Source organism: Cognatishimia activa (assembly GCF_017798205.1).
GTDB lineage: Bacteria > Pseudomonadota > Alphaproteobacteria > Rhodobacterales > Rhodobacteraceae > Cognatishimia > Cognatishimia activa_A.
In genome coordinates this window covers 1,204,803-1,218,507 of the sequence record NZ_CP060010.1, presented here as the reverse complement: position 1 = coordinate 1,218,507, position 13,705 = coordinate 1,204,803, and the positions used below count along the sequence as shown (strand labels likewise).

The following is a 13,705-nucleotide window of genomic DNA, read 5'->3' as shown; positions in this document are numbered from 1 at the left end:
CATTCAGCCAAGACGCTTCGAAGCGTATATAGGGATGCTAAATAGGTGCTGCAAGCGTGAGATTGGGGCTTAAAAGCCAATTTTCGCAGGAATCTTGGGAGTGAATGTGAGGATATACGAATGAACTTGGCGGCACCGCTGAAGATTCGCGGTTTTGACGTGTTTCAAAAGCTTTTGTCGCGCTCCGAGCAAGAGGAATTGGTCGCGGATATTCGTGCCATTGCCAAGGCTGCGCCGATGTTTGCGCCGGTCACGCGGGGTGGGCGGAAAATGTCGGTCAAAATGACCTCGGGTGGGGCTCTGGGCTGGGTGACGGACCGGTCGGGCTATCGTTATCAGGCGCAACATCCGGATGGGATGGACTGGCCACCGATCCCGGCCTCTGTTTTGGCGATTTGGGAGGCGGTGTCGGGCGTTGCGCGGTCTCCGGATTGTTGTTTGGTCAATTTCTACGGCGAAGGCGCCAAGATGGGCATGCATCAGGACAAGGATGAAGGCAATTTTGACTGGCCGGTTGTGTCTGTGTCCTTGGGGGATGAGGCTCTGTTTCGCATGGGATCTGTCGAGCGTGGCGGGTCGACTGAGTCGCTTTGGTTGAAATCTGGTGATGTGGTTGTCATGGGCGGTGCGGCGCGGCTGGCCTATCACGGCGTGGATAAGATCCGTTTTGGCTCGTCGACGCTGTTGCCGAAAGGTGGTCGCATCAATTTGACATTGCGGGCGGTCGAGTAGGGCTTTTTCTTTGAAAGAAAAAGACTTCGGATTTTTTCAAAAAATCCGGGGTCAGGGATCAAGAGAGCAACAGCCGCCATACCCTGCGGTCGCGCCATCCTGATGAATGAACAGGCGAAGCGTCAGGGCAAAACTGCGATCAGACATACCATCGCTGCAGGCCCCTTCTTCGATCAAAGCAGAAAAGCCCGCGTCAGAGCTGCCAGCGCCCAGTCCAATTTCCCGAGTAGGGCGGGCAACCAAACCGCTGGTCCAGTCCACAGCAAAGGCTGTCGGAGCGACATCGATGGCTTCAAACGTCGCCACACTCGCCCCTCCGCTCAGACCAAAGAACCAGAAAGGCTCTGTGCCAACACAAGCCAGTGGCGTTTCAAACTCATGCCATGGCGCGTCCGAGGTCTGGGTCAAAAACTTATTGCGCACCCAACCGCTCACTTCACCGCTGTTGACCAGTGCCCAGCGCCCATCTGACGAGTGATCCACGATTTCGACGTCCGTGGCATTGTGATCCAAGGTGCCCACGATGTCTGTGCTGTGATGCGGATCAACACGCACATTCAGGCTGTCATTGCTGGCAACGCCTGTCACATCAGCAAGGCTAGGCACATTCGGCGGTAAATGCCCATCTGCCAAACCCAGGCTTGGGGTCAGAAGAAGAACTGCAAGGACATGTTTCATCGACGCGAAGACCAGCTAAGAGACGCCTGCCGGCGGGTATAAAACTCTCCCATCAAGCCTATCATCAAAAGCACCAATCCGACAATCAGAGGGTACATCACAGAGGTATTGCGCGGCACATAGTTGATGAATGTGTATCCCCGTGCTTGGTCAATCGCGTGAAACAGCGGGTTCCAGTCAAACATCGCCAGCATAAAGCTTGGCAGCGTGTTGGCCGCAAACATCTTGCCCGAGGCGATCATATTGGCCCGCGCATAGACCGTGTTCAGAACACTGACAAAGGTCGGGAACCACGGTTTGATCGCCAGAAAGATCAGCCCCACACCCATGCCCGTGAACCAGGCCAGCATCAGCATCGCCAGCGCGCCCATCGGATCTTCGATCACCACGGGCGTAAAGGCCACGTGGTAAATAAACAGGATCCCCAACAGCGAGAGCATCTGGATATAGAGCGTCCCCAAAGCCGCCGCCAAAATTGCAATCGCCGTATTCATTGGCGCGTGTTTCATCATCGGAGAGCTTGGCCCCTCACTGCCGACCACAGCGCCCATGGTCTTGGTGTGGGTCATGAAGAGGAAAATCCCCGACATAATATACAAAAGGAAATCACCCCGGATTGCTGCGCCCTTGAGGCCTAGTAGCGAAAACATAAAGAAAAACGCCAGAACAAAGATCGCCGCCTGCATCATATTCAGCAGGATCGACATGACTGCGTTGCCATGGGTTTTGCGCACCATCCGAACAATCGAATGATACACAAGCTCGGCAATTGTGATTGCCGATTGCAAAGTCGTTCTTGGACCTGACTGCTCAAACATGCCTGCTGTCAGCCTTTCTGCTCGGGTGCCGGGCAATTTCGCGCGGGCGGTGGCGGACTTCTTGCTGTTCCGTCGTGAAGTCATCATAAGAAAACCGAACGAAAACTTCAACGAATCTTGAGGCTGGAGCAGGCAGTGAATTACGACAAATTGACCGAAGTTATGCGGAAACTGGCGATTGAGGCCGGTGCAAAGATCATGGAGATCTATGAGTCCGACGATTTCGACGTAGAACTCAAGTCCGACGACAGCCCTGTCACCATCGCAGATCAGGCGGCAGATGCGTTGATTTCCGCAGGCCTCACTGCGGCCTTTCCCGACGTTGCTCTGGTCACGGAGGAACAATCAGACAGCCACGATCAGGACGTGGATACCTTCCTGATTGTCGATCCCCTAGACGGCACCAAAGAATTCATCAACCGCCGCGGCGATTTCACCGTGAACATTGCCTATGTGGAAAACGGCGTCCCAACCCGTGGCGTTGTCTATGCGCCTGCGCGCCAGAGGATGTTCTTCACCTTGGCCGATGGCTCTGCGGTCGAAGAAGTCGGTGATTTTGATCTGACCACCATAGGCGAGACACGAGCAATCCACGTGTCAGAAGCTGATAATGACGCGCTCATGATCGTCGCGTCCAAATCGCACCGCGATCAGGCAACTGATGACTACATCAACCAATATGCGGTCAAAGACAGCAAGAGCGCGGGCTCGTCTTTGAAATTCTGCCTGGTGGCAACGGGCGAAGCAGATCTTTACCCGCGCGTCGGTCGCACGATGGAGTGGGATACGGCTGCAGGTCACGCGGTTCTCGCAGGTGCTGGCGGCCAAGTGGTGCGCTTTGATGACCACAGCCCACTGGTCTACGGCAAAGAGGGATTCGCGAATCCCTTCTTCATTGCCTTTGCCGCTAGTGTGGATCTGAAACCCGCTTAAGGCGTCCCGTACGGGGCAATCTTCACAGCTTCGGATGGGTCCATCATCCGTCTGGGTAGGGCGATTATCGCTCTGCCCAGAGAAATTCCCTCAAATCCAAGTCATTCTGTTTACCGACGGCGGGGCAAGCCCAAGCCGGTCACGGATGATTTGGCGTGTTTTTTCCCTCCACGACTAACGTCAAATCCCGTGACCGTATGCGGCGCAGGTCTCGGTTTCCGTTAACTAAACGCGGTCGAAGTTTTGCCAAATTTTGGACGCGGTAATCGGATAGCAAGGATTCGGACGCTAAAGGTAAAGCCCGCCAGTGATCCATAGTAAGAGGTGATTTTTGATGTCAAAACAACGCATTACAAAGGCGGTTTTTCCTGTGGCCGGCATGGGCACGCGGTTTCTTCCGGCGACCAAATCCATCCCAAAAGAGATTCTGACTTTGGTGGACCGCCCGCTCATTCAATATGCGATCGATGAGGCGCGTGAAGCTGGCATTGAAGAGTTCATCTTCGTGACGTCTCGCGGGAAATCCGCGCTTGAAGATTACTTTGACGCAGCGCCCGAGCTTGAAAGCAAGCTGGCGGCCAAGGGCAAAACGGAACTCTTGTCCGAGGTTGAGAAGGCCACCCTGCCGAGCGGAGCCATCGCCTACGTGCGTCAAAATCAGGCGCTGGGCCTTGGGCACGCGGTTTGGTGTGCGCGACGTCTGATCGGGGATGAACCTTTTGCGGTGCTACTTCCGGACGATGTTATTAAATCCGATGTGTCTTGCCTAAAACAGATGGTCGACGCCTATGAGGGTGGCTCCATGGTGGCGGCGATGGAAGTACCGAACCACAAGATCTCTTCTTATGGCGTTTTGGACATCAACACTCATGTGGGCAATGTGGTTTCTGTGAATGGCATGGTTGAAAAACCCTCCCGAGAGGAGGCGCCGTCGAACCTGGCCGTGATCGGGCGCTATATCCTGTCGCCTCAAGTGCTGCGGAACCTGGACTCAACGGGCACCGGCGCGGGCGGAGAGATCCAGCTCACAGACGCCATCGCCAAAGAGATCGAAGATCAGCGTGGCGTCTTTGGGTATAAATTCCAAGGCACGCGGTTTGACTGCGGATCGAAAGCAGGCTTTTTGCAAGCGACCGTCGCCTGCGCGCTAGAGCGTGACGAATTGCGCGACGAGTTGATGGAGTATCTGCAATCCATGTTGATGCTACGGACTGCGGCGGAATAGTCGAAAATATCTATTGGGTTAAGAGCAGGAAGTTTTTAGGTTTGCCAGCAGATCTGCTGCGCAAACCTAAAAGGCTTTTGTGAATGCCCGACGTAGGCTCGCTCGACTATAAACGCCCAAAAATGTGGCGTCGCCTAAGACTTAGGCGACGTAGGCAGGGATTATTGTGGCGTGCTTTTCGCGCTCGGCGTCACCTGAAGGCGGTTCAGAACAACAGCGATCAGATCGCATCTCATGACATTTTGCTCTTTGCTGTCGTGCGGAACGAAGAAAATCGCCTGCCGTATTTTCTGGACTACTACCGCAGCCTCGGGGTCGATCACTTTCTGATCGTGGACAATGGCAGCTATGATGGCACGCGCGCTCTGCTGAGGGGTCACCCTGATGTTTCCATTTGGGAAACAAAGGCGAGCTATCGCACGTCGCGGTTTGGGATGGATTGGATCAATCGGCTCTTGGGGCAATATGGTCACGGACACTGGTGCCTAACTGTGGATGCAGACGAGTTGTTTGTCTTTCCCAAAGCTTTGGGTGCCGATTTGCCGAGCCTAACATCGGTTCTGGATCAGAACGCGCAAATCGGGTTTGGCGCCTTGATGCTTGATATGGCTCCGAAAGACGCGTTGGGCGATGCGGTTTACGAAGCAGGGCAAGATCCCGTTGAAACATTGCCTTTTTTCGATCCCGGTCCGTATCGGCGTGAGCGCCAAGGCCCGTTGAATAACCTTTGGGTGCAGGGTGGGTTAAGGGAAAGAAAGTTTTTTGAAACCCGCCCGCGTCGGTCTCCGACCCTGAATAAACTGCCCTTGATGAAGTGGAATAGGCGCTGGGCCTATGTGATTTCTACTCATTCAATCCTGCCACCGCAGCTGAACATGATTTACGACGGTCCGGGCGGCGATACGCCTTCGGGGGCTCTGTTGCACACAAAATTCTTGCCAGAGATTGTTTCCAAATCGGAAATTGAAAAACAACGTGGAGAGCATTTTACGCGGCCAGAATTGTTTGACGGATATTACGATGATGTGGCCTCCAGCCCAGTCCTTTGGGACGAGACTTGCTTGCGGTACGAAGGCCCGGAGCAATTAGAGAGTTTGGACCTGATCGGCATTGGAAAAGGGTCCAAACAGCTCGACATCGCCTCGCGCAAAGATCGCCCCTAGATTTAGCCAGCCCGAGCATATTTCGTTATGCGAGTCCCTAAAACCATGACATATTGTCGGAAATCAAACCGAGCGTAGAATCTCGGTCGCTAAGCGGTACGATAAGTCAAAAGGAAATGCGTTAGGTGGGGCTTTGGAGCACCTATAAGCTGAGGCTGCGGCGGAAACGCTATTTGCTGCGCGCGCGCCGAAAATCGCGCCAACTTTCTGCGGTTCAAGACAATACAGGATGCATCAAGCCCGGTGATACACTTTTGGTCTGCACGCTGTTTAACGAAGCGATCCGCATGCCGTATTTCCTTAGCTACTATCGAGATCTTGGGATCGATCACTTCCTGATTGTCGACAATGGCAGCACCGATGGCGTGATGAAGCATCTCACGGGGCAGGCCGATATCTCGGTGTGGCATACCTCCGGTAGCTACAAAGACGCACGCTTCGGAGTGGATTGGATGAACGCCTTGAAGCGGCGGTATTGCCATGGGCATTGGACGCTGGTGGTCGATCCCGACGAATTCCTGATCTATCCGTTTTGCGACAGTCGCCCCATCAAGGCACTGACGGATTGGCTGGACAGTTCAAGGCTGCGCTGTTTTCCGGCGATGTTGCTCGACATGTACCCCAAAGGGCAACTCACCGATCACGCCTATCGATCAGGTCAGGATCCGCTCGAGATCGCGCAATGGTTTGATCCCGGGAATTACGCGATTTCCAAGAACCATCTGCTTGGCAATCTGTGGATCCAAGGCGGCCCTCGGGCGCGCGTGTTTTTTTCGAGGATAACCCCAAAAGCGCCGGCTTTGAACAAAATTCCCCTGGTGAAATGGGACAAGAGCTATGCCTTCGCAAGCTCGACTCACTCGCTGATGCCCAGAGGGTTGAACCACGTTTATGAAGAATGGGGCGGCGAGAAAACCAGCGGCATTCTACTTCACACAAAGTTCCTGGATACCTTCACCGAAAAGGCCAAAGAGGAAGAGCTTCGCAAACAGCATTACGCGGGCGGCGCGGAATATGCGGCCTATGCCCAAACACTGCGAGACCAGCCGGACCTTTGGTGCGAGGGTTCTGAGAAATATATCAACTGGCGCCAGCTTGAGATCCTTGGCCTGATGAGCAAAGGAAGCTGGGCATGAGTATCGGCGTCCTTTTGTTGGTCCATACCGCTTTTGATCGCGCAGAACAGGTTGCGCGCCTTTGGTCCGAGGCGGGGTGCCCTGTGGTGATCCACGTGGATGCCAAGGTCTCGGAACAGGATTTCAAAACCTTCGAGGGCGCTCTGGCGGATCGGCCCGATGTGAGATTCTGCGCACGGCACACATGTGTTTGGGGTATGTGGGGCTTGGTCGCGGCGACGCAATCGGCAGCCGAGATGATGCTGGCAGAGTTTGAGGACGTCGAGCGCATTTACCTCAGCTCCGGGTCTTGCCTCCCGTTGCGTCCGATCAAAGAGCTGCAGGCCTATCTGGACGCGCGCCCTGCAACAGATTTTATCGAAAGCGCCGCGATCGCGGATGCGCCTTGGGCTGTGTCCGGCCTCGAGGAAGAGCGTTTCACGTTGTATTTCCCGTTCTCGTGGCAACATCAACGCTGGCGGTTTGACAGGTTTGTCGACTTGCAGCGGCGGTTCAAGGTCAAGCGCAAGGTGCCTGAAAAGCTCGTGCCGCATATGGGGTCGCAATGGTGGTGCCTGACGCGCAAAACCCTGACGGCCATTCTGCAAGATCCAAATCGGGCGCAGTATGACCGGTTTTTTAAGTCCGTTTGGATCCCCGACGAAAGCTATTTCCAAACGATGGTGCGTCTACATTCGAAACGGATCGAAAGCCGGTCTTTGACGCTTTCGAAGTTTGATTTTCAGGGCAAGCCGCATGTGTTTTATGACGATCACCTGCAGCTTTTGCGGCGATCTGATTGCTTTGTGGCGCGCAAGATCTGGCCCAAAGCCGAGCGGCTTTACCAAACCTTCCCGAATGGACGTGGGGAAGGGGACAATACTGCGGACCCGAACCCGTCGATGATCAACCGACTGTCTGCGAAATCAACCGAACGGCGCAATACGGGGCGCGATGGCCTCTATATGCAGTCTCGTTTTCCGGATCCGCATTTTGAAAGCGGGGTCACGGCTGCGCCCTATTCCGTGTTCCAGGGGTTCTCTGATCTCTTTGAGGATTTTGAAAGCTGGCTGGCGTTGAACACTGGTTGCAAAGTGCATGGCCATCTGTTTGCGCACGAACGGGTAGAGTTCGAAGGCCGCGTAGCTGCCTATAAAGGTGCTTTGTCTGATAGTGCGCGACTGCGAGACTATAACCCTCGCAGCTTTCTGACGAACCTGATCTGGAACACGCGCGGCGAACGGCAGTGTTTCCAATTTGGCCCGCAGGACAATCAGGCGAACAACTGGCTGATTGCCAAAGATCCAAACGCGCAGATCTCGGTGATTTCGGGCGCCTGGGCTGCGCCTTTGTTCAAATCAGGCCGAGACATTGACGTTGTTCGACGCAAAGCTGCTCTCTTGCAAAAAAGAGAGGCGGAGTTCCTGAAAGTTCTGCAGTCCCCCTGGGTGAAAGCCAAGATCCGGATCTGGACGATGTCCGAATTTCTTGAAGCTCCGGTCGAGCCCCTGCAGATCATTGTCGATGAAATCGGGACCTATCCGCAAAACCGCCTGACATGGCTGCCCACGATGACAGATCTGACGGGCTTTGGGAAATTCGTGCAGGCCCTCAAGAATGCAGGCATGCATCCGCATTTGCTGGGCGATTTCCCAGTGGACCCACAGCAACCTACGTCACAAACGCCGTCGCGACGGCCCTATCTGGTGCAATGATCTTAGATGTCTGATCGCTTTGACTATTTCGTGGTTTTCGCAGAAATGCGGACCGGGTCGAATTTCCTAGAGGCCAATCTGAACGCCTTTGAGGGGTTTAAGTGCTATGGCGAGGCGTTCAATCCGCATTTCATTGCCTATCCGAACTACACAGAGGTCTTGGGCATCGATCAGGCGACACGCGATGCGGATCCTCAGGTGCTTTTAAAGGCTGTGCGTGAGGATCCGGAGCATCTGGCGGGGTTTCGGTTTTTCAACGACCACGATCCGCGGGTTTTGGACGAAATCCTAAACGATCCCCGCTGCGCCAAGATTATTTTGACGCGCAACCCGCTGGACAGCTTCGTCAGCTGGAAGATCGCGCAAGCCACGGGGCAATGGAAATTGACCGATGTGCGCAAGCGGCGGGACAGTCAGATCTCCTTTGATGGTCAGGAATTCGCGGATCACGTGGCGCGGCTGCAGGCGTTTCAAGTCAAGCTGATGAACGGATTGCAAAAGACGGGTCAGACTGCGTTCTATGTCGCCTATGAGGATTTGCAGGATCTGGACGTTATGAACGGTCTGGCGACGTTCCTAGGCAGCGACGCGCGGCTTGAAAATCTGGACAGCAAACTCAAGCGTCAGAATCCCAGCCCGATTTCCGAGAAAGTGTCCAATATCCACGACGTCAGCGCGGCATTGGCGGCTTTGGATCGGTTCAATCTGAACAGGACGCCGAATTTCGAACCCCGTCGCGGTGCGGCGGTGCCAAGTTACGTCGCAACCAAAGGGGCTGGTCTGTTGTTTATGCCGATGCAGGGTGGGCCAACAACTGCAGTCACGGATTGGATGGCAAAGATCGCAGGCGGCGCGGATCGCTTGCTCAGCAACCTCAACCAAAGGCAGCTACGCGACTGGAAGGCGCGTCATCTGCCGCATCGCAGTTTTACGGTCCTGCGCCACCCCGTCGCGCGCGCGCATGAGGTCTTTTGCACGCGGATCCTGTCTGATGGCCCCGGCAGCTATCACAAGATCCGCCGCACGTTGCGCAATCGCTTTGAACTGCCGATCCCCGAGGCAATGGAGGGGGCGAATTACTCCAAAGACGATCATCGCAAGGCGTTCCAAGCGTTTTTGACCTGGCTTCAGGCCAATCTGAACGGGCAAACTGCGATCCGTCAGGATGGTCATTGGGTCTCGCAAGCCAGCGTGCTTGAGGGGTTTGGAGGGTTTCAAGCGCCCGACCATATCCTGCGCGAAGAAGATCTGGTGAATAGCCTACCAAGGCTGGCCTCAGAGGTTGGCGCTGGGCCCCATGGTTTTGTCGAGCGCCACGCGTCCCTGCCGTTTGATCTGGCGGATATTTATGATGCGGACATAGAAAAACGCGCGCAGGTGACCTACGCGCGTGATTACGAAGCCTTTGGGTTCAAAAGCTGGCGTTAAGCCGCCTGAACCGCGTCTTCTTCGGTGAGGATTGTGTGCAGCGTCGCCGCCTCTGGGTTCGCGCGCAATTTGGTGCATACCGCAGCATCACGCAGGCGGCGCGACACGAATGCCAAAGCCTTGAGGTGATCAACGCCCGCGTCGCGAGGCGCGAAGAGAGCAAAGGCCAAGTCCACAGGTTGACGGTCAACCGAGCTAAAGTCGACGGGCTTTTCCAGAAGGATAAAGGCACCCATGACGTTCTCGATATCATCGAGCCGCGCATGCGGAAGCGCCACGCCTTTGCCAACGCCGGTCGGGCCAAGGCCCTCACGTTCGTGCAGCGCATCTACAATCAAGGTCGCATCCAGCCCATAGGCGCTCGCCGCAAGGTCACCAAAATCATGCAGCAAACGCTTTTTGCTTGAGGCTGCGGAAATGACTTTCACGGCCTCAGGGCGCAGGATCATTGAAAGGTCCATAGTGCCTGTATCTCTCTAACCAGTGGCAAAAGCCACTTTATTGAGGATCAATCCAGCCAATGTTGCCGTCTTCACGACGGTACACGACGTTCAATCCCTCTTTCCCCTCTTTACGAAACAATAGCACAGGAGACCCGGCAAGTTCCATTTGCATCACCGCCTCTCCGACGGACAGAGTTGGAATTTTGGTTTCCATCTCTGCCACGATGATCGGTGACAGCGTTTCAGGCTCTGCGTCCTCAGATCCTGATTCAGAGGCGAGGATATAGGATGAAGCGCCCGAAAGTTCAACCGGCTCGGCGCGATCCTTGTGGTGATCCTTCAGACGCCGCTTATATCGCCTGAGCTGGGTCTCCATTTTTTCGCTGCAACTTTCGAAAGCAGAGTAGATTTCCGTAGATTTTCCCTTGGCTTGCACATTCAGGCCGGTCGACAGGTGGACCGTGGTTTCACAGACAAATTCATGGGCGCTTTTGGAGAAAACCACCTGAGCGTCCGTGGGTCGGCCAGCAAATTTGCCGACGATGGTGTCGATTCCTTCGTTCACATAAAGTTGCAGGGATTCGCCAATGTCGATCTGTTTTCCGGAAATCTGAGTGCGCATTCGTTCTCCTTAGTTTGAACAAGCCAGAGCGTCACAAAACACCAATGGTTTTGAGACGTTAGGCTTGAATGCGGGAAAATGACCTGTGAGCGCGCTGACCGACATCGGCCCTTTCAAGAAAGAGCGACTGCCTGTGCCAAAAATTACTCACCAGCGTCATATCCCTATTGGGGCAGGCGCGAGGCCACTTGTCAATCTGACTCGGGGGATTTTCGCTCAAAATCGCGCGCTTGGGATCGCGCGTGTCAGGACATCCGGAACTTGTCGCCCAGATAGACGCGGCGCACGTTTTCGTTTTCCACGACCTCATCTGGCGTGCCGGACATGAGAATTTTGCCCTCATGTAGGATATAGGCTCGGTCCACCACGTCGAGCGTTTCGCGGACGTTGTGATCGGTGATCAAAACGCCGATGCCGCGTTGTTTCAGGTCGGCCACGAGAACGCGAATGTCTCCGACGGAAATCGGGTCGACACCGGCGAAGGGTTCATCAAGCAAAAGATACTTGGGGTCTGCCGCTAAGCAGCGTGCGATTTCGACACGGCGACGCTCACCGCCGGACAAAGCAAGGGCAGGGGCTTGGCGCAGATGTTCAATCGTGAACTCTGACAGCAATGCTTCGAGTTTTTCGCGACGTTTCACGCGGTCTTTTTCAGCGATGTCGAGCACGGCCATGATGTTGTCTTCGACAGAAAGGCCGCGAAAGATCGACATTTCCTGAGGCAAATACCCGATGCCCATCTTGGCACGGCGATACATGGGCAGGCGCGATGCATCGTGACCGTCGATCATGACCGAGCCACCCTCGGGCATCACTAGCCCTGCGATGGCGTAGAAAGACGTGGTTTTACCGCTGCCGTTTGGACCCAAGAGGGCGACGACTTCGCCGCGGTTGAGTTCGATATTTACGTCCCGAATGACAACGCGTTTACGATAGCTTTTGCGCAGGTTGCGGACTTGCAACCCGGCGAGGCCTTGCTCAACGCGAAGTTCGGGGACTGCCATCAGTTATTTCCCGGTTGCAGGACAGTGCGAACACGACCGTGGAAGGCGGCTGTGTTGTCATTCAGATTGACGTCCATCTTCCCTGCGGTGATGCGCGTGCCCTGCTGTAGCAAGGCGACATTGCCAGCCATGCGGATTACGCCAGATTCGACGTCATACTCGGCGGTGTCTGCCTCGGCACTGTCTTTGCCGCTTTCGATGTTCACGCCACCAGAGGCCAGAAGCTGCGCGATTTTATTGCCTGCTTCGTCGTAGACCACATTCACCAAAGCCGCTGTCAAACGCATGTTGCCCTGAGTGATCTCGACATCTCCGTCGAAGATGGCTTTGCCGGTGGTCTGATCTACGGACAATGCGTTTGCCGATACTTCGATCGGGGCGTCTCTGTCAGAGGTTGAGACGCCAAAATCCACCTTGAACTCCTGCGCCGATACAGTGGCGGCGGACGCAAGGCAGAGAGCTATGGCAAAAACGAAATGGCGCACAGAATTTCCCCTAGTTACTGCCCGGCATGTATATCAGTTTCACGCCATTGTCGAAACGGAATTGGCCATTTTGCCCCTCACTCCCGCCGGAATAGAGCATACTGCCGGCTTCAAATTCCCCAAATGGCCCTGATCCGTGAACAATCACGTCAGAACGGGCGCGACCTTGCAATAGATTTAAGGAGAGTTGCTGCGTGCGTAGGTCGAATCCCGCACTCGAGTTGATCTCTACATCACCAGCAAGATCCGCCGTTTGGCGGTCAGTGTTTACGACAGCGCTTTTGGAGGTGAAACGGGCCATGCCGCCATCTGGAAAGGTAATATCGACGGAGACATCATCGGAGTTCACGAGATGCAACGCCTCTGGATTGGGGCGGGCGGAACCGGCACGCAGGGCGATGAGATCTCCAGCGGTAGTCTGGCCCGCAAAATAGGGCTCGGTGATGCCCTGGCTGCGCAGCTTCTCTTCAATCTCGACCTGCGCAAAGGGCAGGGTGGCGATTGGGTTGCTGGGACGCGCAAAGAGGAAGAGGGTCGACAAGAGCACGAGAGCCGCCAGCGGAAGCAGGATCTTGAGCCAGGCGATCATCCTGGAATATGTCATCCCGCCCATTGCCATCAGTGCGCGAAAATATCCTGTTCCGGCCAGCCCGCCAGATCCAGCTTGGCACGCGTCGGCAAGAAATCAAAACAGGATTGCGCCAGCTCTGTGCGGCCTTCGCGCTCTAGGCGTTCGTTCAGTTTTTCACGCAGCTGATGCAGGTAGAGAACGTCGGAAGCTGCGTAATCCAGCTGCGCGTCGGTCAGCTCCGGTGCACCCCAGTCGCTCATTTGCTGCAGCTTTGAGATGTCCACGCCCAGGAGCTCTTGCAAAAGGTTCTTCAGCCCGTGACGATCTGTATAAGTGCGCACGAGTTTCGAGGCGATTTTGGTGCAATAGACCGGCGCGGTGGTGGCGCCAAATGCGTTCAGCATCGCTGCGATATCAAACCGACCAAAGTGAAAGAGTTTCAGGACGTCAGGGTCCTCAAGCAGCTTGCACAGGTTTGGCGCTTCGGTCTGGCCTTTGGCGATTTGCACCAGATGTGCGTTGCCATCACCGCCGGATAATTGCACGACACAGAGGCGGTCGCGATGGGGGTTCAGACCCATAGTCTCGCAGTCGATTGCAACGATATTGCCCAGATCAAGCCCGTCGGGCAGATCGCCCTGATATAGATGGTTCGCCATAAATGCCTCTGTTTGCAGGTGATCCCGATGTACGGGGTCTGTCCTTTGGATTCAATTGGTGCTGCAGGGATAGCAGCAAATCCACGCCGAATTTCGCATATTTGGGGTAAAATC

At 55.1% G+C, this 13,705-nt stretch carries 15 protein-coding genes; 7 read left to right on the top strand and 8 right to left on the bottom strand.

Features of this window, described 5'->3' with window-relative positions; all coding sequences use genetic code 11:
* Positions 1 to 120: 120 nt before the first annotated feature.
* Complete coding sequence (locus HZ995_RS05895) at positions 121 to 732, top strand: alpha-ketoglutarate-dependent dioxygenase AlkB family protein (protein ID WP_209357732.1); 612 nt, start codon at positions 121 to 123, stop codon at positions 730 to 732.
* A gap of 51 nt (positions 733 to 783) precedes the next feature.
* Here HZ995_RS05895 and HZ995_RS05890 read toward each other — a convergent pair whose 3' ends face one another.
* Together HZ995_RS05890 and HZ995_RS05885 are read right to left on the bottom strand one after the other, a co-directional pair.
* Positions 784 to 1,410, bottom strand: a complete 627-nt coding sequence (locus tag HZ995_RS05890) for an SH3 domain-containing protein (protein ID WP_209357731.1) — start codon at positions 1,408 to 1,410, stop codon at positions 784 to 786.
* Positions 1,407 to 2,228 (bottom strand): ABC transporter permease, encoded by an 822-nt coding sequence (locus tag HZ995_RS05885; RefSeq protein ID WP_209357730.1) that lies wholly within the window; start codon positions 2,226 to 2,228, stop codon positions 1,407 to 1,409. The genes HZ995_RS05890 and HZ995_RS05885 overlap by 4 nt, the downstream gene beginning before the upstream one ends.
* A gap of 162 nt (positions 2,229 to 2,390) precedes the next feature.
* On the opposite strand from HZ995_RS05885, the gene cysQ reads away from it, so the two are divergent.
* From cysQ to HZ995_RS05855, 6 genes are all read left to right on the top strand, one after another.
* Entirely contained in the window at positions 2,391 to 3,161 is a 771-nt protein-coding gene (gene cysQ / locus HZ995_RS05880; protein WP_432417990.1) for a 3'(2'),5'-bisphosphate nucleotidase CysQ, read from the top strand.
* Between the two features lie 334 nt (positions 3,162 to 3,495).
* Positions 3,496 to 4,386, top strand: a complete 891-nt coding sequence (gene galU, locus HZ995_RS05875; protein ID WP_209357728.1) for a UTP--glucose-1-phosphate uridylyltransferase GalU — start codon at positions 3,496 to 3,498, stop codon at positions 4,384 to 4,386.
* Positions 4,387 to 4,550: 164 nt separating this feature from the next.
* Complete coding sequence (locus tag HZ995_RS05870) at positions 4,551 to 5,549, top strand: glycosyltransferase family 2 protein (RefSeq protein WP_348521222.1); 999 nt, start codon at positions 4,551 to 4,553, stop codon at positions 5,547 to 5,549.
* 149 nt (positions 5,550 to 5,698) lie between these two features.
* A complete protein-coding gene (locus HZ995_RS05865; protein ID WP_209358173.1) occupies positions 5,699 to 6,685 on the top strand; it encodes a glycosyltransferase family 2 protein in 987 nt (328 codons plus the stop codon).
* Positions 6,682 to 8,379: a beta-1,6-N-acetylglucosaminyltransferase gene (locus tag HZ995_RS05860; RefSeq protein ID WP_209357726.1), complete on the top strand. Its 1,698-nt coding sequence runs from the start codon at positions 6,682 to 6,684 to the stop codon at positions 8,377 to 8,379. The genes HZ995_RS05865 and HZ995_RS05860 overlap by 4 nt, the downstream gene beginning before the upstream one ends.
* Positions 8,380 to 8,385: 6 nt before the next feature.
* On the top strand, positions 8,386 to 9,807 hold the full coding sequence (locus HZ995_RS05855) for a nodulation protein NodH (protein ID WP_209357725.1): 1,422 nt from the start codon (positions 8,386 to 8,388) through the stop codon (positions 9,805 to 9,807).
* Here the strand turns inward: HZ995_RS05855 and HZ995_RS05850 are convergent.
* The 6 genes from HZ995_RS05850 to HZ995_RS05825 all read right to left on the bottom strand — a co-directional run bounded on the left by HZ995_RS05850 (position 9,804) and on the right by HZ995_RS05825 (position 13,591).
* Complete coding sequence (locus HZ995_RS05850) at positions 9,804 to 10,268, bottom strand: PTS sugar transporter subunit IIA (protein WP_209357724.1); 465 nt, start codon at positions 10,266 to 10,268, stop codon at positions 9,804 to 9,806. The two genes, HZ995_RS05855 and HZ995_RS05850, sit on opposite strands and share 4 nt — an antisense overlap.
* Before the next feature lie 37 nt (positions 10,269 to 10,305).
* Positions 10,306 to 10,872: a ribosome hibernation-promoting factor, HPF/YfiA family gene (hpf, locus tag HZ995_RS05845; RefSeq protein WP_209357723.1), complete on the bottom strand. Its 567-nt coding sequence runs from the start codon at positions 10,870 to 10,872 to the stop codon at positions 10,306 to 10,308.
* A 245-nt stretch (positions 10,873 to 11,117) separates the two neighbouring features.
* Positions 11,118 to 11,876 carry an LPS export ABC transporter ATP-binding protein gene (gene lptB / locus HZ995_RS05840; protein ID WP_209357722.1) on the bottom strand — a complete coding sequence of 253 codons (759 nt, stop codon included), beginning with the start codon at positions 11,874 to 11,876 and terminating at the stop codon, positions 11,118 to 11,120.
* The gene (locus HZ995_RS05835) at positions 11,876 to 12,361 is read right to left on the bottom strand and encodes an LptA/OstA family protein (RefSeq protein ID WP_209357721.1); all 486 of its coding nucleotides are present in this window, start codon (positions 12,359 to 12,361) and stop codon (positions 11,876 to 11,878) included. The genes lptB and HZ995_RS05835 overlap by 1 nt, the downstream gene beginning before the upstream one ends.
* Before the next feature lie 10 nt (positions 12,362 to 12,371).
* The gene (lptC, locus tag HZ995_RS05830; RefSeq protein WP_209357720.1) at positions 12,372 to 12,950 is read right to left on the bottom strand and encodes an LPS export ABC transporter periplasmic protein LptC; all 579 of its coding nucleotides are present in this window, start codon (positions 12,948 to 12,950) and stop codon (positions 12,372 to 12,374) included.
* Between the two features lie 29 nt (positions 12,951 to 12,979).
* Positions 12,980 to 13,591, bottom strand: coding sequence for a ribonuclease D (locus HZ995_RS05825; protein WP_209357719.1), 612 nt, complete (start codon positions 13,589 to 13,591; stop codon positions 12,980 to 12,982).
* Between the last annotated feature and the right edge of the window lie 114 nt (positions 13,592 to 13,705).